Below are 23,507 nucleotides of genomic sequence, written 5' to 3'. Positions count from 1 at the left end.
ATCGGATCAGCTGCCAGTACTTCGATACGCCCTGAGGCCCGCCCGCCATGCCAGCCCCGCCAGCACGCAGCACACCACGGCCACCAGCGGCGACGACCACACCGTCCACACCGGCAGCCGCAGTGGATACGGCCGCCCCAGCACATACGCGGCCGGCACCCAGTTGACGAAGGCCAGCGGCAGCATGAACGTCACCCCGCGCACGAAGTCCTTCCCGAACACCGTCGGCGGGTACTGGAGCAGCGTCGTACCGCCGTACGTGAACGCGTTCTGCACCTCCGCCGCGTCCTGCGCCAGGAACTGGAAGGCCGCGCCCGCCACGAACAGCGCACAGAAGATCGCCGCGCCTGCGGCCAGCATCAGCGGGATCAGCAGCACCTTCGCCGGCGTCCAGTCGATGCCGGCGAAGACCAGCGCCCAGCCCAGCACCACCGCGCCCTGGGTGATCCGGCCGAGGCGGCGCAGCGCGAAGTGGTCCGCGCCGATCTGGGCCAGCACCGGGGCCGGCCGGACCAGCAGTGTGTCGAAGGAGCCGTCGCGGATCCGGGTGCCCAGCACGTCCATCGAGCCCAGCACCAGGTCGGCGACGCCGAACGCGGTCGCCGACAGGCCGTACAGGAAGGCGACCTCGGGCAGCGACCAGCCGCCGAGCGAGTCGACCTGCGAGAACATCAGCAGGATCGTGGCGAAGTCCAGGCCGGTCACCAGCAGGTTCCCGGCCATCGTGATGGCGAAGGAGGTCCGGTAGATCATCGTGGAGCGGATCCACATCCCGGCGATCAACAGGTACGCCCGAAGGCCCTCCCGGACACGCTCACCCACCCTGCACCACCACCCGTCGCGTCGCCGCCGACTGGAGCAGCCGCCCCGCCGCCAGCAGCGCCACCGCCCACGCGGCCTGGAAGGCGAACGCCCGTGCCACACCGGTCTCCCCCATCAGCACGTCCGCCGGCATCTGGATCTGCGCCGCCCACGGCAGCACGCGGACTACCTCGCCGAAGGCTCCCGGGAAAACGTTCAGCGGCAGGGTCATGCCCGAGAAGAAGATCCCCGTGATCATCAGGACCTGGTTGACGCCCATCCCGTCCATCAGCCAGAACGCGCTCAGCGCGACCAGGTAGCGGATGCCGAAACTGACGAGCATCGCGAGGAGCAGCGCGGCCAGGAAGGCGGCCCAGGTACCGGCGTCCGCGGGCAGCGCCATCGGGAAGAACACCGCGCCGACCAGGAAGGGGATCACCCCCCGCCCCAGCAGCTGGAACAGCGAGCGACCCAAATCGGTCGCCAGCCACCACAGTTGCAGATCGGCCGGACGGTACAGGTCGATCGCGATCGCGCCCGTACGAATACGCTCCATCAGGTCTTTTTCCACGCCCCCGCCCTGGATCGCGAGGGTCGCGTAAAGGCACTGCCCGAGCCACACATAGGTCACCGCCTGTGCCTGGTCATAGCCTCCGAGGTGCGGTTTCTCGTCCCACAGCGCCACGTACGTGTAGACGAGGATGATCCCGAAGGCCGTATTGGTGAAAACCCCGGCCGCGGTGGCCGCCCGATACGTCGCGTACCGTCTGAAACCCCCCGCCGCGACGGTCGTGTACAACCGTCCAGCGCCCACGCCAACCGACCTCCCGGACCGCCCGACACCGAAGCGCAGGAGCCTACTGCGCGGACGACATCGCAGGCCACGCAATTTCCGTGACCGAAGCGTGCCGGAATCCGGGAACGGAACGCACGGTGCGAGAGTCTTCAACAGGGGGCGCAGAAGCGTACGAGGTCGTACGGGAACGAACGTACGACGCGAAACAGGAGTCCGTGCACGACATGAGCGACGAGCCGCAGCCGCAACAGCCGAACCAGGGCGGCGGAGGCCCGACGGAGCCGCCGGCCGCGGCCGAGGAGAAGCAGACCCCACCGCAGCCGGCGGCCGAGGCGAAGCAGCCGGAGCCGCCCGCGGCGGCCGAGGACCCGCAGAACCCGCAGGACACGCAGACGCGTCAGCTCACGGCAGTCACGGTGCCGAGGGCACGCCCGCCCGCGGCGGCCGAGAACAGACAGGACACGCAGGACCGGCAGGACAGCCAGGACACGCAGACACGGCAGCTCGCGGCGGTCAGGGCGCCGAAGGCGGAAACGCCCACGGCGGTCACCGCGGTCACCGCTCCCGTCGCGCCCACGGCGCCCGGGGCGGAGCCGCCCGCGGCCGACGTGCCGACGAACGGGGGCCAGAAGAAGATGAAGCGACCCAAGCGGACCGGATGGCGGCGGATTTTCCCCACCTGGCGCACCCTGCTCGGCACCTTCGTGCTCGGGATACTCCTGCTCATCGGCGTGTTCTTCGTCGGCTACTCGATGGTGAAGATCCCGGCCGCCAACGCGTTCGCGACCAAGCAGAGCAACGTGTACCTGTACGCCGACGGCTCGCAGCTCGCCCGCGACGGCGAGGTCAACCGGGAGAACGTCAGCCTCGCCCAGGTCTCCAAGGACGCCCAGCACGCGGTGCTCGCCGCCGAGGACCGCGACTTCTACACCGAGTCCGCCGTCGACCCCAAGGCGATGCTGCGCGCCGCCTGGAACACCGCGACCGGCAAGGGCACCCAGTCCGGCTCGACGATCACCCAGCAGTACGTGAAGAACTACTACCTCGCGCAGGAACAGACCGTCACCCGAAAGGTGAAGGAGTTCTTCATCTCGATCAAACTGGACCGCAGCGAGTCCAAGGACGAGATCCTGGAGGGCTACCTCAACACCAGCTACTTCGGCCGCAACGCCTACGGCATCCAGGCCGCCGCCCAGGCCTACTACGGCAAGGACGCCACCGACCTCGACCCGGCCCGCGCCGCCTACCTCGCGGCCCTCGTCAACGCGCCGAGCGAGTACGACGTCGTCGCCCACCCCGAGAACAAGGCGGCGGCCGTCGCCCGCTGGAACTACGTCCTGGACGGCATGGTCAAGAAGGGCTGGCTCAGCGAGTCGAAGCGGGCCGGCATGAAGTTCCCGATGCCCAAGGAGCAGACCGCCTCCACCGGCATGTCCGGGCAGCGCGGCTACCTCGTCGAGGCCGTCAAGAGCTACCTGATCAAGAACAAGATCGTCGACGCCGACTCCCTGGAGGCCGGCGGCTACCGCATCACCACCACCATCGAGAAGGACAAGCAGAACGCCTTCGTCAAGGCGGTCGACGACAAGCTGATCTCCCAGCTGGACAAGAAGAACAACAAGGCCGACAACTACGTGCGCGCCGGCGGCGCCTCCGTCGACCCGAAGACCGGCAAGGTCGTCGCCATGTACGGCGGCATCGACTACGTGAAGCAGTACACCAACGGCGCGACCCGCGGTGACTTCCAGGTCGGCTCCACCTTCAAGCCCTTCGTCTTCGCCTCCGCCGTCGACAACGGCTCCACCACCCAGTCCGGCCAGACCATCACCCCGAACACCTACTACGACGGCACCGACAAACGCCCCGTCCAGGGCTGGTCCGGCGGCAGCTACGCACCGGAGAACGAGGACGAGAAGTCGTACGGCCAGATCACCGTCCGCAAGGCCACCGACCTGTCGGTGAACGCGGTGTACGCGCAGATGGCCGTCGACGTCGGCCCGTCCAAGGTCAAGCAGACCGCCGTCGACCTGGGCATCCCGTCCGACACCAAGGACCTCCAGCCGTACCCGTCCATCGCCCTCGGCACCGCCACCGCCAGCGTCCTGGACATGGCGGAGGCGTACGCCACGCTCGCCAACCACGGCAAGCACGGCACGTACACGATGGTCGAGAAGGTCACCAAGGACGGCACGGAGGAGATCAAGCTGCCCCGGTCGGTGACGAAGCAGGCCATCAGCCGGCAGGCCGCCGACACCACCACCTCGATCCTGCAGAGCGTCGTCGAGAACGGCACCGCCACCTCCGCGCAGGCCGCGGGCCGCCCCGCGGCCGGCAAGACCGGCACCGCCGAGGAGGACACCGCCGCCTGGTTCGCCGGCTACACCCCCGACCTCGCCACCGTCGTCTCCGTGATGGGCCAGGACCCGGTCACGGCCGCCCACAAGTCGCTGTACGGCGCGCTCGGCCTCGCCCGTATCAACGGCGGCGGCGCCCCCACCGAGATCTGGTCGCAGTACACCAAGGACGCCCTGAAGGGCACCATGACCTCCGCCTTCGACCTCGACCTCCAGCCCGGCGCCGAGACCGTGGCCCCGTCCACCCAGAACCCGGCCACCCCGGGCACCGGCGGCCAGGACAACGGCGGCACCACCGGCGAGAACCAGGACAACGGCGGCACCACCGGCGGAGACCAGGACAACGGCGGTACGACGGACGGCTCCACCACCGCGGGCACCACCGACGGCGGCACCACGGACGGCTCCACCACCGACGGCTCGACCACGTCCGGTACGACGACCTCCGGCACCGACTCCGGTACGACGACCTCGGGCACCGACTCCGGCACCTCCACCGGCACCACCACCGACGGCACCAGTACGGGTACGACGTCCGGAACCAGCGACGCCGGCACCACGACCGGGATGACAGCGGGCGACGACGGAGGCGGCCTCGGATTCCAGTAGCCGACCGGCCTCATGCCCGGTCAGTGACCGCTGGTCGCCTTGAGCCCCACCACGGCGACCAGCAGCAGGCACACGAAGAAGACCCGCGCGGCGGTGGCCGGCTCCCCCAGCACCACCATCCCGAACACCGCCGCCCCGGCCGCCCCGATCCCCACCCAGACGCCGTACGCGGTACCGACGGGCAGGGTCCGGGCGGCGTAGGAGAGCAGCAGCATGCTGGCGACGATCCCGCCGCCTGTGAACAGGCTGGGGACGAGGCGGGTGAACCCGTCGGTGTACGGGGGTCTGGGGGTGTCCCCCGGAAATCACAGCATGCCGACCGACCAGCCGACCTCGAGCAGACCGGCGACGACAAGCACAACCCAGGCCATGACAGGCACCTCCGAGACGTTTCGCTGAACGGGGTGCGTCCTCTTTGCCTCAGCGGTCCCGGTACGGCGCGTCTCGTCGGGCTGGCTCCTTCGAAGGTAGCAAAGGAACGACAAAAGGGCTGGTGACCGCGGTCACCAGCCCTTTTCCACCGTCTCTACCGTCTCTACCGTCGATTCACAGATACAGGCCGGTCGAGTCCTCCGAGCCCTCGAACCGGTCGGCGGCCACCGCGTGCAGATCGCGCTCACGCATCAGCACATAGGCCACCCCGCGCACCTCGACCTCGGCACGGTCCTCCGGGTCGTACAGCACCCGGTCACCGGGCTCCACCGTCCGCACGTTCTGCCCGACCGCGACCACCTCGGCCCAGGCCAGCCGGCGCCCGACGGCCGCCGTGGCGGGAATGAGAATCCCACCGCCCGACCGCCGCTCACCCTCACCGGTGTCCTGCTTGACCAGGACCCGGTCGTGCAGCATACGGATGGGCAGCTTGTCGTGATGGGTGTCGTTTCTGTTGGCGCTCACGCCTTTGAACCTACCTGCTTCTGCTCAGCTCTTACGCCGCCGGTTACCGAACACGAGCAGACCGACCACGCCCACGGCCACGAGGGCGACCGGCACCACACGTTCGAGCCGCGGCGCGCCCTCCTCGTCCACGAACTGCGCCCGCACCTCGCTCACGACCCGGTTGACCTGGACGTAGGCCCGCCCGAGGGTGTGATCGACGTTGGCCGCGACCTTGGCCTTCGCATCGCCGACGATGGTCTTCGGATGCACCCGCACCCCGATCTCGTCCAGCGTCTCGGCCAGCACATCGCGGCGGCGCTTGATGTCCGCCTCGATCTGCGCCGGGGTTCTGGTGTCCGACGTGTCCGCCACCGTGGGCCCTCCGAAGTCTCCCGTGCTCCCTGTCCTGGACAGTCTGTCAGTTCTCGCCGCCCCCGCACTGTCAGGACCCCCCGTTACGCTGGACCGATGAGCGAGCGACTCCAGCCCGGGGACGTAGCCCCCGACTTCACCCTCCCCGACGCCGACGGCAACGAGGTGTCCCTCTCCGCCCACAAGGGCCGCAAGGTCATCGTCTACTTCTACCCGGCCGCGCTGACGCCCGGCTGCACGAAGCAGGCCTGCGACTTCACGGACAACCTCGACCTGCTGGCCGGCGCGGGCTACGACGTCATCGGCGTCTCCCCCGACCAGCCGGACAAACTCGGCAAGTTCCGCGACAAGGAGGACCTCAAGGTCACCCTCGTCGCCGACCCCGACAAGAAGGTCCTGGACGCGTACGGCGCGTACGGCGAGAAGATGAACTACGGCAAGACCTACATGGGCGTCATCCGCTCCACGGTCATCGTGGACGAGCAGGGCAAGGTGGAACGGGCCCTCTACAACGTCCGCGCCACCGGCCACGTAGCCAAGATCATCAAGGACCTCGGCATCTGACCCCCTCACCTGCCGCCGACGGCCCGCACCAGGAACGACCTGGCGCGGGCCGTTCTCTCTTCTCCGGGCGTGACTGTCCGATAACCGGTTCCTTACTCCGTACGGGCTGCGAACGCGCGGCCGGGACGGAGGGGGCTCGTGCCCGAGGAGTGCGCCGAGTGCGGCACGGGCCCCGAGTGGCTCGGCAAGCCCATGACCCTGGAGGTCGATCACATCAACGGGAACTGGAGCGACGACCGACGGGAGAACCTGCGGTTGCTTTGCCCGAACTGCCATGCGGTCACGGCCACCTGGTGCCGAGGAGGCGCACGTCGAAAGGCGTAGCCCCGTACACTGAGCGAAGCAAAACGGCAGCTCTAGAGAATGTCCGTTTTGGAGCGGTCGTGGCGAAATAGGCAATACGCGCGGGTTTTAGGTGCCCGTGGGAGAAATCCCGTGTGGGTTCGAGTCCCACCGACCGCACCCGGCAGAGGGGCCGCCCGTCTGGGCGGCCCCTCTCTCGCTCCTCAGCCCAACAGCTCCCGCACCACCGGCACCAACCCCCGGAACGCCTTCCCTCGGTGGCTGATCGCGTTCTTCTCGTCGGGGGTCAGCTCGGCGCAGGTCCGCGTGTCGCCGTCCGGCTGGAGGATCGGGTCGTAGCCGAAGCCGTTCGTGCCGGAAGGTGCGTGGCGCAGGAGTCCCCGCAGCCGGCCCTCGACCACTCGCCCGGTGCCGTCCGGCAACGCCAGCGCCGCCGCGCACGCGAAGTGGGCGCCCCTGTGTTCCTCGGCGATGTCCGAGAGCTGGGCCAGGAGGAGGTCCAGGTTGGCCTTGTCGTCGCCGTGGCGGCCGGCCCAGCGGGCGGAGAAGATGCCGGGGGCGCCGCCCAGGACGTCGACGCACAGGCCCGAGTCGTCGGCGACCGCGGGGAGGCCCGTCGCCCGGGCGAGGGCGTGGGCCTTGAGGAGGGCGTTCTCGGCGAAGGTGACGCCCGTCTCCTTGACGTCGGGGATGTCGGGGTACGCGTCGGCGCCCACCAGTTCGTGGGGCAGCCCCGCCTCGGCGAGGATGGCGCGGAGTTCGGTGATTTTTCCGGCGTTGCGGGTGGCGAGGATCAGGCGGGTCGTCATGGCACGCAGTATCCCAAGGGCCCGGTGGGCGGGTTACGGCGTGCAGACCTTCGTCAGTTCGCCGGCCGCGTCGGTGACGGGGGTGACGTCGGGGGTCGAGTCGCCGTTCCTGATGGCCGTGCGGACGTTGTCCACGGCCTTGTCGAGGTCGTCGACGGCCTTGTTGACGTCGGCGTCGTCGGTCTTGTCGCCGATCTTCCTCAGGTTGCTCTGGATGGAGTCGAGGGAGGCGTCGGCCTGGGTGGGGTCGTTCGCCGCGTTCTCCACGGCCTGCTGGAGGTCGGTGACGCTGTCGGCGATGGAGTCGGCCGTCTGCACGCAGTCCAGGGCCTTGTTCACGGCGTCGCAGCCGGTGAGCAGGGCGGCGGTGAGTGCGGTGGTCGCGGCTACGGCGGCGAGGGCGGTGCTGCGGCCTCGGTGTCCTCGGCGTCGGCTGGCGGCCATGACGGTGTTCCCCTCCCGTTGTGTACGACTGGCCGAGCGCACGGTTGTTCAGGCCGTGCGCCCGTACCTATGGGGACGCGGTGCCGCCCACCCTGGTTGCCCCGCCGTACCTCGGCTTTTTGGGTTCCCTTTACTTTGCCGTGAGGGTGGCTTCGAGCGCGGCCCGCTGGATGGCGGCGAGATCGTTGCAGCCGGCGACGGCGAGGTCGAGGAGGGCGTTGAGTTCGTCGCGGGCGAAGGGTTCGGCCTCGGCGGTGCCCTGGACCTCGACGAAGCGGCCGTCGCCGGTGCAGACGACGTTCATGTCGGTCTCGGCCTTGACGTCCTCCTCGTAGCAGAGGTCGAGGAGGGGGACCTTGCCGACGATGCCGACGGAGACGGCGGAGACCGTGCCGGTCAGGGGCTGGCGGCCGGCCTTGACGAGCTTGCGCTCCTTCGCCCAGGTGACGGCGTCGGCGAGGGCGACGTATGCGCCGGTGATGGCGGCGGTGCGGGTGCCGCCGTCGGCCTGGAGGACGTCGCAGTCGAGGACGATGGTGTTCTCGCCGAGGGCCTTGTAGTCGATGACCGCGCGCAGGGAGCGGCCGATGAGGCGGGAGATCTCGTGGGTGCGGCCGCCGATCTTGCCCCTGACGGACTCGCGGTCGCCCCGGGTGTTGGTGGCGCGGGGGAGCATGGAGTACTCCGCGGTGACCCAGCCTTCGCCGCTGCCCTTGCGCCAGCGGGGGACGCCTTCGGTGACGGAGGCGGTGCAGAAGACCTTGGTGTCGCCGAAGGAGACGAGGACGGAGCCCTCGGCGTGCTTGCTCCAGCCGCGTTCGATGGTGACCGGGCGGAGTTGTTCGGGGGTGCGGCCGTCGATTCGAGACATGGCGACGAGCCTAGCCGTCTACGCAGAGGGGGCTCCCGTCGCGGTACGCGCTCTCCGTCTCCAGGCCGCGGTTGGTGCGCACCGTCAAGGTTTGGTCTGAGATGCAGCGCGTCGGTGTCTACCCGTCGATCGGCGAGAAGGCCGGCGACTCCGTGGCCTCGCGCCGCACTGTCGACGACCACGTCTTCAACGCGGGCTCGCAAGCCGGACGGCAAGGGCAACAGCACCAGAGTCAGGGTGCCTACGATCGCGTCAGGTGTTCGGGCGACGATGTTGGCATCACAGGTCGCCATCCGGTCGATCGCCTCGTGGTCGAGGGGCTTCGCGGTCGAAGACAACTGCGGAAGCAACCTGCTGAAAGCGTCGACGAGTTCCTGACTCGCCTCTCGGGTGATCTTTACACGGATATCCGCGTCAGGAGCCCATCCGTCAGTCGCTCACCACGGTGGCCCCGGCTTGGCGGGCCATCCGGTACGGATGTCCTTCGGCCCCCGAGTACCACGCGTTCATCCATCAGGGTGAACGCGGCGGAATCGCCGTACGGGCACGCGAGAGTCGCGCATACGGTCTATATGAGGCCGATCAGGCCGAGCGCGGCGTGCCGACGAAGGCCGGGGGTGAGGGCGTGGCGGCGGTGAAGCAGGCGAACAGGCCGGGCAATGCACGGTTCACTTACCGGTTGCGCGTGTCGTCGACGGCTCGTTCGAAACTGCTGGCGGAGTGGGACCGGTGCCGGTGGATCTGGAACGAGTGCGTGAGCCGTTCCAAGAAGGCGTACAGGGACGAGGAGGAGTGCGGCCCGGCCCGTCTGGACCGGATGCTGACCGGGGTCCGCGCCGTCACGCCCTGGCTGGCCGAGGGCGCCAGCGTGCCGCAGCAGCAGGTGATTCGCGACTTCGGGAAGTCCCGTTCGAGGGCACTGAAGGACATCAAGGATCGGCTGCCGGTGATACGGCGGGCTGGGCTGCCAGGGCACAAGAAAAAGCGCGAGTCCAGTCCGAGTCTGAACTACACACGGCGTGGTTTCCGGCTGAAGGACGGGCGACTCAAGCTGGCGGGTGGGATCGTCCTGAGCGTGGTGTGGTCCCGGGAACTGCCCGACGAGCCTTCGTCGATGCGGGTGTATCGGGACAGCGTTGGCGACTGGTACGCCTCGTTCGTCGTCGCGGCCCGGGTCGGGCCGATGCCTGCGACCGGCCAGGTGCTCGGTGTGGACTGGGGCGTAAGGGAGATCGCAACCACCACGGCTGACGCCTACGACCTACCGCACCCCGAGCATGGCAGGAAGGCCAAGGGGGCACTGTGCCGGTACGACCGGATGATGGCCCGCCGTAAACCGGAGAAGGGGCACGCTGCGTCGAAGGGTTACCGGGAGGCGAAACGGTGGCGGGCGAAGGCACACCAGAAGATCGCCCGGCAGCGGCAGGACTCCGCACGCAAATGGGCGAAGAAGGTCGTGCAGGATCATGACGTGATCGCAGTGGAGGACTTCCGGCCGAAGTTCCTCACCAAGACCACCCTGGCACGCAAGGCGGCAGACGCCGCGATCGGAGCCCACAAGCGGGCCCTGAGCGAGATGGGCCGCAAGCACGCGCGGGATGTACGCCTGGTACATCCCGCACACACCACCATGGACTGCGGCAGGTGCGGGGCGAGAACCAAGCACGCCCTGCCGCTGTCAGAACGCACCTACACCTGCACCACGTGCGGAACTGTGTCCCCCAGGGACAAGAACTCCGCCCGCGTGATGCTCGTCCGGGCAGGTCTGAACCCGGCTGGTGTCGAGGGCAGAAGACCTCCTGGAGCGACGCTCCAGGAGGCGGCCTGAGCCAGGAATTCCCTTCCTTACAGGGAGGGAAGCGGTCAAATCATGTCTTCGATCTCCGCGGCGATCGGGTCGGCGTCGGTGCCGATGACAACCTGGATGGCGGTGCCCATCTTGACGACGCCGTGGGCTCCGGCAGCCTTCAGGGCGGCGTCGTCGACCAGACTGGGGTCGATCACCTCGGTGCGCAGCCGGGTGATGCAGCCCTCGATCTCCTCGATGTTGTCGAGCCCGCCGAGCCCGGCGACGATCTTCTCAGCCTTGGTGGCCATGTCGTTTCTCCCTGATCCGAACCGCTTTGTCGCAGTAACCCACAATTGGCCCAACTTTTCGAGCGGCCGTGCCGCGCCTGCCGAATGATGGCGAGCACTGCGGCGGAACCGTCGTCAACTGGTCTACACCAGCGGACGGGCGGTCGCCAAACCCCTGCGGTGGAGCCGAGCGGCCCGGAGGACGCGCCCATGAGTGCCGAGAGCGCCGACAGCGCGGTGGGCCCCGCGCGGGAGCGGTGGAACGCCCTTTTCCAGGGGTTGCAGAAGATGGGCCGGAGTCTGCAGCTGCCGATCGCGGTGCTGCCGGCGGCGGGGATCCTGAACCGGCTGGGGCAGCCTGATGTGTTCGGCGACCAGGGTCTTGGCTGGACGGTCGTCTCCAAGGTGATGCAGGGCGCGGGCGGCGCGCTGCTCGACGGGTCGATCGGGCTCCCGCTGCTGTTCTGTGTCGGGGTTGCGATCGGGATGGCGAAGAAGGCGGACGGTTCGACGGCGCTGGCGGCGGTGGCGGGGTTCCTCGTCTACTACGGCGTGCTGCACCAGTTCCCGGAGGACTGTCCGGGCGGGTCCAGGACGCTGCCGGGGATCGGGTGCCAGGTGCGCGACGGCTCGGTGTCGACGTTCACGTTCCAGAATCCCGGTGTCTTCGGCGGGATCGCGATGGGGCTGCTGGCGGCCTACTTCTGGGCCCGTTTCCACCGCACGAGGCTGGTGGACTGGCTGGGTTTCTTCAACGGGCGGCGGCTGGTGCCGATCATCATGTCGTTCGTGGCGATCGTCTTCGCGGTGGTGTGTCTGTGGGTGTGGCCGCCGGTGGGTGACGGGCTGGAGAGTTTCAGCCACTGGCTGCGGGAGGCGGGTGCGTGGGGTGCGGGGGTGTTCGGGCTCGCGAACCGGGCGTTGCTCGTCATCGGTCTGCACCAGTTCCTGAACGTGCCCATCTGGTTCCAGTTCGGCAGCTACACCACGCCGGACGGCCGGACGGTGCACGGCGACATCAACATGTTCCTGGCGGGTGATCCGCACGCGGGCCAGTTCACCTCGGGGTTCTTCCCGATCATGATGTTCGCGCTGCCGGCGGCGGCGCTCGCCATGACGCACTGTGCGAAGCCGCACCGGCGCAAGGAGATCGGCGGTCTGATGCTGTCGGTGGCGCTGACGTCGTTCGTCACGGGGATCACCGAGCCGCTGGAGTACTCGTTCCTCTTCATCGCGCCGTTGCTGTACGCGGTGCACGCGCTGCTGACGGGGGTGTCGATGGCGGTGACGTGGGGGCTCGGGGTGCACGACGGGTTCAGTTTCTCGGCGGGGCTCATCGACTACGTCATCAACTGGAACCTGGCGACCAGGCCTTGGGCCATCATTCCGATCGGGCTGTGCTTCGCAGCCGTCTACTACGTGATCTTCCGGTTCGCCATTACGAGGTTCGATCTGAAGACGCCGGGAAGGGAGCCGGAGGACGAAGTGGAGGATGTCACCAAGGTCTGAGGGGACGGTCCACGCTCGGCGTACAAAGCGTAGTTCTCCGGTTGCGGAATTGACGGGTTCCTTATAACGCCCCCATCGTGTACAACAGGTCTACACCACTGAGTGGTGTAGACCACCACCGATGGAGGAAGTATGACAACCGCCACCGCGACGGCGGCTCCCACAAAGAAGTGGGGATCCGGTCTGTTCCAGGGCCTGCAGAAGGTCGGCCGCAGCCTTCAGCTCCCGATCGCCGTGCTGCCGGCGGCGGGCCTGCTGCTCCGCTTCGGTCAGCAGGACATCCACGACAAGCTGCATCTGCCCGACAAGGTCACCGCGGTGTTCGCGACGGCCGGTGGTGCGATCTTCGACAACCTCCCGATGCTGTTCTGCATCGGTGTCGCGATCGGCTTCGCCAAGAAGTCGGACGGCTCCACCGCGCTGGCCGCCCTGGTCGGCTTCCTGGTCTACAGCAATGTTCTCAAGGCGTTCCCGGTCACCGAGGCGAAGGTCCAGGCCGGCGCGGACATAGCCGCGACCTACAACAACCCCGGTGTGCTGGGCGGCCTGGTGATGGGTCTGCTGAGCGCGGTGGTCTGGCAGCGCTTCCATCGGACCAGGCTGGTGGACTGGCTCGGCTTCTTCAACGGCCGCCGGCTCGTCCCGATCATCATGGCCTTCGTCGGCACCGTCCTGGGTGTCTTCTTCGGCCTGATCTGGGAGCCCATCGGTAACGGCATCTCCGACTTCGGCGAGTGGATCACCGGTCTCGGCGCCTTCGGTGCCGGTCTGTTCGGTCTGATCAACCGCGCGCTGATCCCGGTCGGCATGCACCAGTTCGTGAACACCGTCTCCTGGTTCCAGATCGGCGACTTCAAGGACGCCTCCGGCCAGATCGTCCACGGTGACCTCACCCGCTTCTTCGCCGGTGACCCGACGGCCGGTCAGTTCATGTCCGGCTTCTTCCCCATCATGATGTTCGGCCTGCCGGCCGCCGCCCTCGCCATCGCGCACACCGCCCGCCCGGAGCGCCGCGCGGCCGTGATGGGCATGATGATGTCGATGGCGCTGACCTCGTTCGTGACCGGTGTGACCGAGCCGATCGAGTTCACCTTCATGTTCATCGCGCCGCTGCTGTACGCGATCCACGCGGTGCTCACCGCCCTGTCCATGGCGATCACCTGGGCGCTCGGGGTGCACGCGGGCTTCACGTTCTCCGCGGGCGTGATCGACTACGGGCTCAACTGGAACCTGGCGACCAAGCCCTGGCTGATCATCCCGATCGGCCTGGTGTTCGGAGCGATCTACTACTTCGTCTTCCGCTTCGCCATCGTCAGGTTCAACCTCCCCACCCCGGGCCGCGAGCCCGAGGAGGAGATCGAGGACCTCACGAAGGCGTGAGCCTGGCCCCGGCATGACGAGGCCCCTGCAGCCCGGCGGCTGCGGGGGCCTTTGTCGTGCCTGCACCGCTGTCGTACCTGTCTGTCGTATATGTCTGCCGTACCTGCACCTCGTCGTGGTGCGTCGGTCAGATCTCGTACGTCACCCTGGGCGCCGCCAGGTCCACCGGGCCGCCGAAGACCTCGCGGGCGTCGGCGAGGTTGACGGCGGGGTCGGTCCACGGGGGGATGTGGGTGAGGAGCAGTCGGCGGGCGCCGGCGCGGGCTGCGGACTCGCCGGCCTCGCGGCCGTTGAGGTGCAGGTCCGGGATGTTCTCCTTGCCGTGCGTGAAGGCCGCCTCGCACAGGAACAGGTCGGTGTCCCGGGCCAGCGAGTCGAGCGCGTCCGTGACGCCCGTGTCGCCCGAGTACGTCAGGGACTTCCCGGCGTGTTCGAGGCGGATGCCGTAGGCCTCGACGGGGTGGCGGACCCGCTCGGTGTGGACCGTGAAGGGGCCGAGGTCGAACGTGGACGGCTTGACCGTGTGGAAGTCGAAGACCTCGCTCATCGAGGAGGCGGTGGGGGTGTCGGCGTAGGCCGTGGTGAGGCGGTGCTCGGTGCCCTCGGGGCCGAAGACCGGGATCGGGGGGCACGGGCCGCCGTCGTGGCGGTAGTAGCGCGCCACGAAGTAGGCGCACATGTCGATGCAGTGGTCGGCGTGCAGATGGCTCAGGAAGATCGCGTCGAGGTCGTAGAGACCGCAGTGGCGCTGCAGCTCGCCAAGGGCGCCGTTGCCCATGTCGAGAAGCAGCCGGAAGCCGTCGGCCTCTACGAGGTAGCTCGAGCAGGCCGATTCCGCGGACGGGAACGACCCCGAGCAGCCGACGACGGTGAGCTTCATGAAGCAGAAACCTCCGTTGGCGGAACACCCGGAACAACCGGGAACTGAAGTCGGAGAACAGAGAGGTGAGCGGGGGTCGTGCGGTTTGTCGAGCGTAAGGCGCAAAAGGGCCGGTCGCTCCTCCGCCAGGGGCCGTTGTGGGCGAACTCACCTGTGGTGTCACCGGTTCGGCTGGACCAGGGGCGCATAAGGATCGCGCAAGGGCGCGCGTCGATTATCTCGCGCCGGTAACGTCGTCGTATGGACACGTCATGGTGGCTCGCGCTCGCGGCAGTCGTCCTGCTGGCGCTGGTCGCCACGCTCGTGGACGGGTGGGGCCGGGGGCACCGTCCGCGCGGGCACCGCACCCGCCCGCCGGGGTATCCGCGCGGCCCGCGCGTGCAGGCGGGGCGGCCCCGTCCGGGGGACATCTGGTGGGCCAACGTGCCCTACGAGGACGGTCCGGGCGTCAAGGACCGGCCCTGTCTGGTGCTCGCGGTGCGCGGCAACCACGCTACCGTCGCCAAGATCACCAGCAAGTACCACGACGAGCGGGCCGGGGTGATCCCGCTGCCGCCGGGCTCGGTCGGGGACGCCCAGGGCCGGCCGAGCTTCCTGGAGACGGACGAGCTGCGCGAGGTCTCGGTGTGGGAGTTCCGGCGCCGGGTGGGCGTGGTCGACCCGGTGCTGTGGGACCAGGTGCGGCACCTGGCCCCCTGAGGGTCACTTCACCCTGACGGTGACCTGCCATTCCTCGATGCCCTTGCAGGAGACCCCGCCGGGTGCGGTGGGCTCGGCGCACAGCGGGCGGGACGAGGTGAGGGTGACGGTGCCGGCGGCCACGGCGGTGTAGGCGGCGGAGGCGTCCCCGGGCTGGAGCACGATCCCGGCGTTGGTGGCCCGCAGCGCGGAGCCGCTCGCCGTGACCGCCTTCCAGGGGCGTTGCCGGGTGCCGTCGAGGGTGAGCCGGAGCTGCCCGCCGACCGCCACGCAGACCGTGTCGCGGTTGTCGGCGGCGGTGAGTTCGGAGGTCAGGGGCGTGCAACTGCCGGAGGAGCCGCTCGCGCCGGGGCTCGTGGCGGGGCTCGTACCGGGGCTGGAGGGGGACGGCGAGGGGGACACCGCGCCGCTGCCCTTGTCGGTGCTCCCGCTCTGCGAGCCGCAGCCCGCCAGCAGCAGGAGGGTCGCCGCGGCGAGCGACGCGCGGTGGACCGTCGTACGGCGCATGGGGTGTCCGCCTTTCCGTGGGGGATCGGAACCCTTGGTGCCGATGTGACGTATCCCCCGGACATACGGATCCCGCACCCGGACGGCTTCCGGGGGCGGGATCCGGTCACTTCACGGGCGGCGTCAGCTGGTCGTCACGGCGGTGTCGTCGACGACGAAGCTGGTCTGCAGGGAGGAGTCCTCGACACCGCTGAACTTCAGGGTGACGGTCGAGCCCGCGTACGACGACAGGTCGAAGGACTTCTGGGTGTAGCCGGTGGCGGCGTTGAGGTTCGAGTACGTCGCCAGGGTGGTCGAACCGGCGGTGACCGTCAGCTTGTCGTACTGGGTGCTGGTGGTGGTCTCGGCGGTGTCGACGTGCAGGTAGAAGGTGAAGGTCGCCTTGCAGCCGGACGGGACGGTCACCGACTGGGAGAGCGTGTCGGTGTGGGTGGAGCCGTAGCCGTCGAGCCAGGCCTTGTAGGAGCCGGCGTGGGCCGCCTCGCCGGTGTCGTTGGTGATGACTCCGCTGGAGGCGGTCCAGGTGGTGTTGCCCGACTCGAAGCCGGGGTTGCCGAGCAGCTGGGCGGAGGTGCAGGTGCCGCCGCCGCTGGTGCTGACGGTCCAGGTGAAGGAGGCGGAGCCGGAGGCGCCGGTGGAGTCGGTCGCGGTGACGGTGGCGCTGTAGGTGCCCGCGGTGGACGCCGTGCCGGAGATCAGGCCGGTGGAGCTGGAGATGGACAGGCCGGTGGGCAGGCCGGAGGCGCTGTAGGTGAGGGTCGCGCCCGCGCTGTCGGAGGCCGAGATCTGCAGGCTGACCGAGCTGCCGGTGGCGGTGGACTGGCTGCCGGGGTTGGTGACGGTCACCGTGTTGCCGGTGCTGGTGCCGGAGGTGAAGGCGGCGGTGCCGTTCGGGGTGCCCCAGCCGGTCGGGCCGTCGTAGCCGGTGCCGGCGGTGCAGAAGTACGACGTCGAGCAGGAGCCGTTGTTGCCGCTGGTGACGTCGTACAGGTTGCTGGTGTGCGAGTACGGGTACTTCGCCGGGTAGTCGCTCGAACCCGGGGTGCCCGCGAGGGCGTAGACGCCGGCGATGATCGGCGAGGAGGCACTGGTACCGCCGTAGACCGCCCAGCCGGAGCCGCCGTAGGTGTCGTAGACCGCCACGCCGGTGGCCGGGTCGGCGACCGCGGAGACGTCGGACTCCATGCGCTTGGTGCAGCCGGTGTCGGTCTGCCAGCTCGGCTTGGCGTCGTAGGCGGAGCAGCCGGAGCCGGTGCCCTCGGAGGAGCTGGTCTTCCACACGGACTCGGTCCAGCCGCGGGTGCTGGAGGAGGTGGAGAGCGCGGTGCCGCCGACGGCGGTCACGTACTGGGACGTGGCCGGGTACTCGGCGCCGTAGTCGGAGTCACCGGCGGATACGGTGATCGCGACACCCGGGTGCTTGAAGTACGAGGTGTCCTCGCTGGTCTGCGAGGAGGACTCGGAGCCGCCCCAGCTGTTGGAGACGAACTTGGCGCCGAGCGCGACGGCCTCGTTCTCGGCGGCGCCGAGGTCGGAGTCGGTGGCCGAGTTGGCCTCGACGAGGATGATCTTGCAGTTCGGGCAGACCGCGCTGACCATGTCGATGTCGAGCGCTTCCTCACCGGCCCAGCCGCTGTCGTTCGACGGCAGCGAGGTCGTCGAACCGGTCTGACTGACCTGCTTGAAACAGCCGTTGGCGACCGTGCACGCGGACAGGCCGTACGTGGAGCGGTAAGTGGCCAGGTCGGAGGCCGCGTTGGGGTCGTTGTAGGCGTCGACCACGGCAACGGTCAGGCCGGAGCCGCCCGTCGAGGGCAGGTTGTAGGCGCTGTGCAGGTTCGAGGGGCTCAGGCCGGAGGGGGCGGCGAGCGCGGAGGCCAGCTGCTGCTTGATGTCGGTCCGGCGCTGCGCGAAGCAGGAGACCTGGCCGGCCTTGGTGGCGGTGGCGCACAGGTGCTTGGTGGGCACCTTCTGGCCGGCCTTGCCGGTGCTGTGCACGGCCTGGCGGGCGGGGTCGGTGAGGGCCTTGGCGTTCTGGGTGACCTTGGTGGTGGTGTGAGGTGCCACGGCCGCGGGCTGGGCGGCCCCGGCGGTGGGCGCCGCGACGAATCCGGAGACGGCGAGGGCTAGGGCGGGGAAGGCGACGGTCAGGAGTCTTCGCAGGCTCCGTCGTGATTCACGCATGGGGGTACTGCCTCCATCGGTGGGGTTACAAGGCAGGCCCGTGACGCGCGTAGCGGCGGCAGAGTGCGCGCAGTCATGAGCATGACATTCCGAACACCCTGCGATGCCGAGGTGCATGGCATGAACAGGACGGAGGAGAAACTAGTCGGGTTCCGTCAAGCCCGGTCCCCCCGGAGGAAGATCTTTGCTCCGGCATGGACAGCGCTTAGCCCCCTCATAGGAGGGGGTTGGCGCGTCCATGATGAGCACTATGCCCAGAGCTGACCGTGGAGGGTCTCGATGGCTTCCTCGGTCGTGGCGGCCGTGTAGACCCCGGTCGACAGGTACTTCCAGCCGCCGTCGGCGACGACGAACACGATGTCCGCGCTCTCGCCGGCCTGTACGGCCTTCTTCCCGACGCCGATCGCGGCGTGCAGCGCGGCGCCGGTGGACACGCCCGCGAAGATGCCCTCCTGCTGGAGGAGTTCCCGGGTCCGGGTCACGGCGTCCGCCGAGCCCACCGAGTAGCGGGTGGTGAGCACGGAGGCGTCGTACAGCTCGGGTACGAAGCCCTCGTCGAGGTTCCTGAGCCCGTACACGAGGTCGTCGTACCGGGGTTCGGCGGCGACGATCTTCACGTCCGGCTTCTGCTCGCGCAGATACCGGCCGACGCCCATGAGGGTGCCGGTGGTGCCGAGCCCGGCGACGAAGTGCGTGACGGAGGGGAGGTCGGCGAGGATCTCCGGGCCGGTCGTCGCGTAGTGCGCCCCCGCGTTGTCCGGGTTGCCGTACTGGTAGAGCATCACCCAGTCCGGGTGCTCGGCGGCGATCTCCTTGGCCACCCGCACGGCGGTGTTGGAGCCGCCGGCGGCCGGGCTGGAGATGATCTCCGCGCCCCACATGCCCAGCAGGTCCCGGCGCTCCTGCGAGGTGTTCTCGGGCATCACGCACACCATGCGGTAACCCTTGAGCTTCGCCGCCATCGCCAGGGAGATGCCGGTGTTGCCGGAGGTCGGCTCCAGGATGGTGCAGCCGGGGGTGAGCCGGCCGTCCTTCTCGGCCTGCTCGATCATGTGCAGGGCGGGGCGGTCCTTGACCGAGCCGGTCGGGTTGCGGTCCTCCAGCTTGGCCCAGATCCGGACGTCGGCGGACGGCGAGAGCCGCGGCAGGCGCACCAGGGGGGTGTTGCCGACCGCGGCCAACGGGGAGTCGTAGCGCATGCCGATCTCAGGCCATGCCACCGGCGACGGCCGGCAGGATCGTCACGGTGTCGCCGTCGGTGAGCTTGGTCTCGATGCCGTCGACGAAACGGACGTCCTCGTCGTTCAGGTACACGTTGACGAAGCGGCGCAGCTTGCCGTCGTCCACGATGCGGGCGTGGATGCCGGCGTGCCGGGTCTCGAGGTCGTTGAAGAGGTCGGCGATGGTGTCACCACTGCCCTCCACCGCCTTCTGACCGTCGGTGTACTGGCGGAGGATGGTCGGGATGCGGACCTCGATGGCCATGGTTGCGGGCTCCTGTCGGAAAGTCTGGGTGGTTGGGCGCGCACAGCAGCACGCCGCGGCTCATGGCCGTACGGCGGCAGGGAAACGTCAACAGATGGCGCTGTTCAGCCTGCACAGGTCGACGTGCAGCCGCGCCACGAGCAGGGTGCCCGCCGCCTTCTCGCTCACGTCGTAGGAAACCATGGGGTCATCGTATCGATTCCCGGTGCGGGTTCCGGAGTGTGATTCCACATCCCGGACCGTTTCCGTCCGAGGGCCGAGACATCCCTCAGGGGCGCGGGAAACTGCGCGCTCAGCCCCCACCGGCCCGCAGCTGTCCACCGGCCGGTCCGGCACCGCCGGAATCCGCCGTCGCGGCCGAGCACCGTCGCGGCGGAGAAGTCTGCGTGAGCGGCGCAGGAAGAGGGGAGCGTGGGACAACAGAGGCGTCGGGGCAGCGAAGGGCGTCGCGGCAGCAGAGGCGTCGACCGAGCAGAGGGCGTCGACGGAGCCGAGGCCATCGACCGAGCAGAGGCCGTCGACCGAGCAGAGGCCGTCGACCGAGCAGAGGCCGTCGACCGAGCAGAGGCCGTCGACCGAGCAGAGGCCGTCGACCGAGCAGAGGCCGTCGAGGGAGCGGAGGGCGTCGCCGTAAGGGTCAGTAGGCCTCGACGATGTTGGTCTCTTCCTCCGTGACCTCGCCCTCCACGATACGGAAGGAGCGGAACTGGAAGTCGCCCAGGCCGTCGGTGTCCGCTGTCGAGACCAGGACGTAGTGGGCGCCCGGCTCGTTCGCGTAGCTGATGTCCGTCCGGGACGGGTACGCCTGCGTCGCCGTGTGGGAGTGGTAGACCACCACCGGCTCCTCGTCACGGTCGTCCATCTCGCGGTAGAGCCTGAGGAGGTCGCCGGAGTCGAACTCGTAGAACGTCGGGGACATCGCCGCGTTCAGCATCGGGATGAACCGCTCGGGCCGGTCCGAGCCGGCCGCTCCCGCGATGACGCCGCACGCCTCGTCGGGGTGGTCCTTGCGCGCGTGGGCGACGATCTGGTCGACGAGGGCCTGGGTGATGGTCAGCATGTCGGCCAGGATAAGCAGAGGGCCGTCCCGTACCGAAGGCTGGTACGGGACGGCCCATATGCCGGACGTCCTGAGCGGCTGCCGCAGGGGGCGCCACGAGTGCTCCCCGCGACGGGACGTCCTGAGGGGTGGCGAGGGGGGTCAGCTCACCTTCTCCAGCGGCGTCCGCTCGTTCCGCTCGGCGATCTCCGGGTTGCGGGACTTGAGGACCAGCCAGCCGACGCCGAGCGCGGCGGCCCAGCCGGCCATCACGTACAGGCAGACCCGGGAGTCGCCGTCGTAGGCGATCAGGCAGGTCACGAAGAGCAGGAAGACGATGGCGATCCAGCTGCACACCGCTCCGCCCGGCGCCGGGAAGGAGGACGCGGGCAGCCGGCCGGCGTCGACGGCGCGGCGGTAGAGGACGTGGCTGATCAGGATCATCAGCCAGGTCCAGATGCCGGCCGCGGTGGCCACCGAGGTGACGTAGCCGAACGCCTTCTCCGGGACGATGTAGTTGAGGACCACGCCGATGCCCATGAAGAGCACCGAGACGGTGATGCCGAGCGCCGGGGTCTTCGACGCGGACAGCTTCCGGAACGCGGCCGGGGCCTCGCCGCTGTCGGCCAGGTTCCGCAGCATCCGGCCCGTGGAGTACATGCCGGAGTTGCAGGAGGACAGCGCGGCGGTGAGGACGACGAAGTTGACGATGCCGGCGCCGGCCGGGATGCCGATCTTCGCGAAGGCCGCGACGAACGGGGAGACGCCCGGGGCGAACTCGGTCCACTTGACGACGCACAGGATGACGGTGAGCGCGCCGACGTAGAACAGCGCGATGCGCCAGGGGAGCGTGTTGATCGCCTTGGGGAGGGTCTTCTCCGGGTTCTCGGACTCGCCGGCGGTGACGCCGACCAGCTCGACCGCGAGGTAGGCGAACATGACGCCCTGGAGGGTCATCAGGGAGGAGCCGACGCCCTTGGGGAAGAAGCCGTCGAACTGGTAGAGGTTCGCGACCGAGGCCGTGTCGCCGGCGCTGCTGAAGCCGAAGGTGAGGACGCCGAGGCCGATCACGATCATGCCGATCAGGGCGGTGACCTTGACCATGGAGAACCAGAACTCCAGCTCTCCGAAGACCTTCACGGAGATCAGGTTGACCCCGAAGAGGATCACCAGGAAGACCAGCGCGGTCACCCACTGGGGGACGGACGGGAACCAGTAGTTGACGTAGATCGCGGCGGCCGTCAGTTCGGCCATGCCGGTGACGACCCACATCAGCCAGTACGTCCAGCCGGTGAAGTAGCCGAAGAACGGGCCGAGGAACTCCCGGGAGTACTCGGCGAAGGAGCCGGAGACCGGGCGGTACAGGAGCAGCTCGCCGAGCGCCCGCATGATGAAGAAGATGATGCCGCCCGCGAGGGCGTACATGAGGATGAGGCTGGGTCCGGCCTTGGCGATGTTCGCCCCGGCACCCAGGAAGAGGCCGACGCCGATGGCGCCGCCGATGGCGATCATCTGGACCTGGCGGCTGCCGAGTCCGCGCTCGTACCCCTCTTCCGAGGCTTCGGAGCTCTGCTCCGACGTGTCGACCTGAGCGGAGGTCATGTGTGGTGTGCGCCTTTCTCCATGCCGACCCGGGCCTCTGGTCGGCCGCGGATCGGGTTTCGATCCCCCCGGACTGCTGGAGTGGTGCCTGACCGGCTGTTGCCGGTTCGGTGGCGCACCCGGACGGACACATGGGTGGTGTCGCCGGGCGGTCGTGAAGATTTATCACGGCCGCAATACTGATCACCGGGTTCCACCGAGAGGGATTGTGGCGCACACCACTGGAAGAACCGGACAAAGTGCGGCCGAAAAGGTCATACCAGGCCGCAACGGTGACTGGATCGTTATCCGGATTTGAGCGTCCTCTGAGCGAACGCGAAATCGGGACGGATTACGGCATAAGGGTGGTGACCAGGGTCTCCTGGAGGCCGCCGAGCCACAGATAGGCCATCACCATCGGCTTGCGCGCGTCCTCGTCCGGGAGCCGGTAGAGCAGGTCGGTGTCGTCCTCGTCGGTGATGTCGAGGCGGGAGCCGATGGCGAGGCGCAGGTCGTTGAGGGCGCCGAGCCACTGCCGGGACTCCTCGGGCGCCAGCTTGAGGACCGCGCCGCCCTCCCCCACCGGGGCCAGCGCGTCCAGGGAGCGGATCACCGCGAGGGCGCTCTCCCGTTTGCCGGCCCTGAGGTCGTTCTCGGTGTAGCGGCGGAACTCGGCCGAGTGGGCCTGCTGCTCCTCGGCCTCCTGCGAGGAGTCGGGCAGCCGCTCCGGGTCGCCGTAGGCGTCCGGGAAGAGCCGGCGCAGCACCGGGTCGGTGGGCGCCTCGCTCGGGCCCTCGGCGAACAGCTCGGCGAGCGGGTCGTCGGGGGCGTCCTCGGCGGGGCCGGGGCCGATGAGCTCCAGGAGCTGGACGGCCAGCGTCCGGATGATGGAGATCTCGACGTCGTCGAGCGCGACGGCCGCGCCGCCGCCGGGGAGCGGTTCGAAGATTCCTGGCATGGAGGGTGTTCGCTGCTTCCGGTGCTGGTCGAGGAGTCTGGCTACGTCCGGTCCGGCCGGCGAGGGGTCATTTCCGGTCCTGCTGGAGGGTGGCCCACAGGCCGTAGCCGTGCATCGCCTGTACGTCGCGCTCCATCTCCTCGCGGCTGCCGCTGGAGACGACCGCCCGGCCTTTGTGATGGACGTCCAGCATGAGCTTGGTGGCCTTGTCCTTGGGATAGCCGAAGTACGTCTGGAAGACGTACGTCACATAGCTCATGAGGTTGACGGGGTCGTTGTGCACGATCGTCACCCAGGGGACGTCGGGCTCGGGTACGGCGAAGACCTCCTCCGCCGACTCGGTACGTTCGATCTCTACAGGAGCGGGTGACGTCACATGGCCCATGCTGCCACGCGCCCCACAAATC

General features: G+C 68.8%; 24 protein-coding genes, 1 tRNA gene and 2 pseudogenes. 8 read left to right on the top strand and 19 right to left on the bottom strand.

Annotated features, from left to right (window positions below; all coding sequences use genetic code 11):
* Positions 1-6: 6 nt before the first annotated feature.
* Positions 7-822 (bottom strand): ABC transporter permease, encoded by an 816-nt coding sequence (locus AB0D59_RS43690; RefSeq protein WP_362576968.1) that lies wholly within the window; start codon positions 820-822, stop codon positions 7-9.
* On the bottom strand, positions 815-1,600 hold the full coding sequence (locus AB0D59_RS43685) for an ABC-2 family transporter protein (protein ID WP_362576966.1): 786 nt from the start codon (positions 1,598-1,600) through the stop codon (positions 815-817). The genes AB0D59_RS43690 and AB0D59_RS43685 overlap by 8 nt, the downstream gene beginning before the upstream one ends.
* Before the next feature lie 632 nt (positions 1,601-2,232).
* Here AB0D59_RS43685 and AB0D59_RS43680 point away from each other — a divergent pair.
* Complete coding sequence (locus tag AB0D59_RS43680; protein WP_362577032.1) at positions 2,233-4,560, top strand: transglycosylase domain-containing protein; 2,328 nt, start codon at positions 2,233-2,235, stop codon at positions 4,558-4,560.
* Positions 4,561-4,580: 20 nt separating this feature from the next.
* Here the strand turns inward: AB0D59_RS43680 and AB0D59_RS43675 are convergent.
* The 3 genes and pseudogenes from AB0D59_RS43675 to AB0D59_RS43665 all read right to left on the bottom strand — a co-directional run bounded on the left by AB0D59_RS43675 (position 4,581) and on the right by AB0D59_RS43665 (position 5,811).
* A pseudogene (locus AB0D59_RS43675) lies at positions 4,581-4,931 on the bottom strand (SMR family transporter).
* 175 nt (positions 4,932-5,106) lie between these two features.
* Positions 5,107-5,457, bottom strand: coding sequence for a co-chaperone GroES (locus tag AB0D59_RS43670; RefSeq protein ID WP_351322974.1), 351 nt, complete (start codon positions 5,455-5,457; stop codon positions 5,107-5,109).
* Positions 5,458-5,481: 24 nt separating this feature from the next.
* On the bottom strand, positions 5,482-5,811 hold the full coding sequence (locus AB0D59_RS43665; protein ID WP_362576964.1) for a DUF3618 domain-containing protein: 330 nt from the start codon (positions 5,809-5,811) through the stop codon (positions 5,482-5,484).
* A 96-nt stretch (positions 5,812-5,907) separates the two neighbouring features.
* Here AB0D59_RS43665 and bcp point away from each other — a divergent pair, with 96 nt between their 5' ends.
* The 3 genes and pseudogenes from bcp to AB0D59_RS43650 all read left to right on the top strand — a co-directional run bounded on the left by bcp (position 5,908) and on the right by AB0D59_RS43650 (position 6,837).
* Positions 5,908-6,375, top strand: a complete 468-nt coding sequence (gene bcp / locus AB0D59_RS43660; RefSeq protein ID WP_362576963.1) for a thioredoxin-dependent thiol peroxidase — start codon at positions 5,908-5,910, stop codon at positions 6,373-6,375.
* 138 nt (positions 6,376-6,513) lie between these two features.
* Positions 6,514-6,699 (top strand): annotated as a pseudogene (locus tag AB0D59_RS43655) (HNH endonuclease signature motif containing protein); the annotation flags it as partial.
* Between the two features lie 53 nt (positions 6,700-6,752).
* Positions 6,753-6,837 (top strand) — tRNA-Leu (locus AB0D59_RS43650).
* A 44-nt stretch (positions 6,838-6,881) separates the two neighbouring features.
* Here AB0D59_RS43650 and rdgB read toward each other — a convergent pair.
* From rdgB to rph, 3 genes are all read right to left on the bottom strand, one after another.
* Positions 6,882-7,487 (bottom strand): RdgB/HAM1 family non-canonical purine NTP pyrophosphatase, encoded by a 606-nt coding sequence (rdgB, locus tag AB0D59_RS43645; RefSeq protein WP_362576962.1) that lies wholly within the window; start codon positions 7,485-7,487, stop codon positions 6,882-6,884.
* Positions 7,488-7,520: 33 nt separating this feature from the next.
* Entirely contained in the window at positions 7,521-7,931 is a 411-nt protein-coding gene (locus tag AB0D59_RS43640; RefSeq protein ID WP_362576961.1) for a hypothetical protein, read from the bottom strand.
* A gap of 130 nt (positions 7,932-8,061) precedes the next feature.
* Positions 8,062-8,802 carry a ribonuclease PH gene (rph, locus tag AB0D59_RS43635; protein ID WP_362576959.1) on the bottom strand — a complete coding sequence of 247 codons (741 nt, stop codon included), beginning with the start codon at positions 8,800-8,802 and terminating at the stop codon, positions 8,062-8,064.
* Positions 8,803-9,427: 625 nt separating this feature from the next.
* Here rph and AB0D59_RS43630 point away from each other — a divergent pair.
* Positions 9,428-10,630 carry a transposase gene (locus AB0D59_RS43630; RefSeq protein WP_362577030.1) on the top strand — a complete coding sequence of 401 codons (1,203 nt, stop codon included), beginning with the start codon at positions 9,428-9,430 and terminating at the stop codon, positions 10,628-10,630.
* Positions 10,631-10,665: 35 nt separating this feature from the next.
* On the opposite strand, the gene AB0D59_RS43625 is transcribed toward AB0D59_RS43630, so the two are convergent.
* Positions 10,666-10,899 (bottom strand): PTS glucose/sucrose transporter subunit IIB, encoded by a 234-nt coding sequence (locus tag AB0D59_RS43625; RefSeq protein WP_362576957.1) that lies wholly within the window; start codon positions 10,897-10,899, stop codon positions 10,666-10,668.
* Positions 10,900-11,088: 189 nt separating this feature from the next.
* Here AB0D59_RS43625 and AB0D59_RS43620 point away from each other — a divergent pair, with 189 nt between their 5' ends.
* Both AB0D59_RS43620 and AB0D59_RS43615 read left to right on the top strand, forming a co-directional pair.
* Positions 11,089-12,387, top strand: a complete 1,299-nt coding sequence (locus AB0D59_RS43620; protein WP_362576955.1) for a PTS transporter subunit EIIC — start codon at positions 11,089-11,091, stop codon at positions 12,385-12,387.
* A 132-nt stretch (positions 12,388-12,519) separates the two neighbouring features.
* Positions 12,520-13,767: a PTS transporter subunit EIIC gene (locus AB0D59_RS43615; RefSeq protein WP_362576954.1), complete on the top strand. Its 1,248-nt coding sequence runs from the start codon at positions 12,520-12,522 to the stop codon at positions 13,765-13,767.
* 127 nt (positions 13,768-13,894) lie between these two features.
* Here the strand turns inward: AB0D59_RS43615 and AB0D59_RS43610 are convergent, their stop codons facing one another.
* Positions 13,895-14,647: an MBL fold metallo-hydrolase gene (locus AB0D59_RS43610; protein ID WP_362576952.1), complete on the bottom strand. Its 753-nt coding sequence runs from the start codon at positions 14,645-14,647 to the stop codon at positions 13,895-13,897.
* Between the two features lie 240 nt (positions 14,648-14,887).
* Here AB0D59_RS43610 and AB0D59_RS43605 point away from each other — a divergent pair, with 240 nt between their 5' ends.
* Positions 14,888-15,346 carry a type II toxin-antitoxin system PemK/MazF family toxin gene (locus tag AB0D59_RS43605; protein WP_362576950.1) on the top strand — a complete coding sequence of 153 codons (459 nt, stop codon included), beginning with the start codon at positions 14,888-14,890 and terminating at the stop codon, positions 15,344-15,346.
* A 3-nt stretch (positions 15,347-15,349) separates the two neighbouring features.
* Here the strand turns inward: AB0D59_RS43605 and AB0D59_RS43600 are convergent, their stop codons facing one another.
* From AB0D59_RS43600 to clpS, 9 genes are all read right to left on the bottom strand, one after another.
* A complete protein-coding gene (locus AB0D59_RS43600; RefSeq protein WP_362576948.1) occupies positions 15,350-15,853 on the bottom strand; it encodes a hypothetical protein in 504 nt (167 codons plus the stop codon).
* 123 nt (positions 15,854-15,976) lie between these two features.
* The gene (locus AB0D59_RS43595; protein WP_362576947.1) at positions 15,977-18,037 is read right to left on the bottom strand and encodes a putative Ig domain-containing protein; all 2,061 of its coding nucleotides are present in this window, start codon (positions 18,035-18,037) and stop codon (positions 15,977-15,979) included.
* Between the two features lie 248 nt (positions 18,038-18,285).
* Positions 18,286-19,236, bottom strand: a complete 951-nt coding sequence (locus AB0D59_RS43590; RefSeq protein WP_362576945.1) for a cysteine synthase — start codon at positions 19,234-19,236, stop codon at positions 18,286-18,288.
* Between the two features lie 7 nt (positions 19,237-19,243).
* Positions 19,244-19,522 (bottom strand): MoaD/ThiS family protein, encoded by a 279-nt coding sequence (locus AB0D59_RS43585; RefSeq protein ID WP_362576943.1) that lies wholly within the window; start codon positions 19,520-19,522, stop codon positions 19,244-19,246.
* Between the two features lie 87 nt (positions 19,523-19,609).
* Entirely contained in the window at positions 19,610-19,705 is a 96-nt protein-coding gene (locus AB0D59_RS43580; RefSeq protein ID WP_362576941.1) for a putative leader peptide, read from the bottom strand.
* A 454-nt stretch (positions 19,706-20,159) separates the two neighbouring features.
* Positions 20,160-20,582, bottom strand: a complete 423-nt coding sequence (locus AB0D59_RS43575) for a M67 family metallopeptidase (RefSeq protein WP_362576939.1) — start codon at positions 20,580-20,582, stop codon at positions 20,160-20,162.
* A 141-nt stretch (positions 20,583-20,723) separates the two neighbouring features.
* A complete protein-coding gene (locus tag AB0D59_RS43570) occupies positions 20,724-22,163 on the bottom strand; it encodes an amino acid permease (RefSeq protein WP_362576937.1) in 1,440 nt (479 codons plus the stop codon).
* A 331-nt stretch (positions 22,164-22,494) separates the two neighbouring features.
* Positions 22,495-23,100, bottom strand: coding sequence for a DUF2017 domain-containing protein (locus tag AB0D59_RS43565; RefSeq protein ID WP_362576935.1), 606 nt, complete (start codon positions 23,098-23,100; stop codon positions 22,495-22,497).
* A 67-nt stretch (positions 23,101-23,167) separates the two neighbouring features.
* Positions 23,168-23,485, bottom strand: a complete 318-nt coding sequence (clpS, locus tag AB0D59_RS43560) for an ATP-dependent Clp protease adapter ClpS (RefSeq protein WP_351701234.1) — start codon at positions 23,483-23,485, stop codon at positions 23,168-23,170.
* Positions 23,486-23,507 lie beyond the last annotated feature (22 nt).

It is taken from the genome of Streptomyces sp. NPDC048417 (genome assembly GCF_040651615.1).
Lineage (GTDB): Bacteria > Actinomycetota > Actinomycetes > Streptomycetales > Streptomycetaceae > Streptomyces.
This window is presented reverse-complemented; position numbering and strand designations above follow the sequence as displayed.

What these genes read in the sequence shown, in the direction of transcription:
- AB0D59_RS43680 (WP_362577032.1), top strand. Translation starts at nt 2,233, where the DNA reads ATGAAGCGACCCAAGCGGACCGGATGGCGGCGGATTTTCCCCACCTGG.
- bcp (WP_362576963.1), top strand. Translation starts at nt 5,908, where the DNA reads ATGAGCGAGCGACTCCAGCCCGGGGACGTAGCCCCCGACTTCACCCTC.
- rdgB (WP_362576962.1), bottom strand. Translation starts at nt 7,487, where the DNA reads ATGACGACCCGCCTGATCCTCGCCACCCGCAACGCCGGAAAAATCACC.
- AB0D59_RS43640 (WP_362576961.1), bottom strand. Translation starts at nt 7,931, where the DNA reads ATGGCCGCCAGCCGACGCCGAGGACACCGAGGCCGCAGCACCGCCCTC.
- rph (WP_362576959.1), bottom strand. Translation starts at nt 8,802, where the DNA reads ATGTCTCGAATCGACGGCCGCACCCCCGAACAACTCCGCCCGGTCACC.
- AB0D59_RS43625 (WP_362576957.1), bottom strand. Translation starts at nt 10,899, where the DNA reads ATGGCCACCAAGGCTGAGAAGATCGTCGCCGGGCTCGGCGGGCTCGAC.
- AB0D59_RS43620 (WP_362576955.1), top strand. Translation starts at nt 11,089, where the DNA reads ATGAGTGCCGAGAGCGCCGACAGCGCGGTGGGCCCCGCGCGGGAGCGG.
- AB0D59_RS43615 (WP_362576954.1), top strand. Translation starts at nt 12,520, where the DNA reads ATGACAACCGCCACCGCGACGGCGGCTCCCACAAAGAAGTGGGGATCC.
- AB0D59_RS43610 (WP_362576952.1), bottom strand. Translation starts at nt 14,647, where the DNA reads ATGAAGCTCACCGTCGTCGGCTGCTCGGGGTCGTTCCCGTCCGCGGAA.
- AB0D59_RS43605 (WP_362576950.1), top strand. Translation starts at nt 14,888, where the DNA reads ATGGACACGTCATGGTGGCTCGCGCTCGCGGCAGTCGTCCTGCTGGCG.
- AB0D59_RS43600 (WP_362576948.1), bottom strand. Translation starts at nt 15,853, where the DNA reads ATGCGCCGTACGACGGTCCACCGCGCGTCGCTCGCCGCGGCGACCCTC.
- AB0D59_RS43595 (WP_362576947.1), bottom strand. Translation starts at nt 18,037, where the DNA reads ATGCGTGAATCACGACGGAGCCTGCGAAGACTCCTGACCGTCGCCTTC.
- AB0D59_RS43590 (WP_362576945.1), bottom strand. Translation starts at nt 19,236, where the DNA reads ATGCGCTACGACTCCCCGTTGGCCGCGGTCGGCAACACCCCCCTGGTG.
- AB0D59_RS43585 (WP_362576943.1), bottom strand. Translation starts at nt 19,522, where the DNA reads ATGGCCATCGAGGTCCGCATCCCGACCATCCTCCGCCAGTACACCGAC.
- AB0D59_RS43580 (WP_362576941.1), bottom strand. Translation starts at nt 19,705, where the DNA reads ATGGTTTCCTACGACGTGAGCGAGAAGGCGGCGGGCACCCTGCTCGTG.
- AB0D59_RS43575 (WP_362576939.1), bottom strand. Translation starts at nt 20,582, where the DNA reads ATGCTGACCATCACCCAGGCCCTCGTCGACCAGATCGTCGCCCACGCG.
- AB0D59_RS43570 (WP_362576937.1), bottom strand. Translation starts at nt 22,163, where the DNA reads ATGACCTCCGCTCAGGTCGACACGTCGGAGCAGAGCTCCGAAGCCTCG.
- AB0D59_RS43565 (WP_362576935.1), bottom strand. Translation starts at nt 23,100, where the DNA reads ATGCCAGGAATCTTCGAACCGCTCCCCGGCGGCGGCGCGGCCGTCGCG.
- clpS (WP_351701234.1), bottom strand. Translation starts at nt 23,485, where the DNA reads ATGGGCCATGTGACGTCACCCGCTCCTGTAGAGATCGAACGTACCGAG.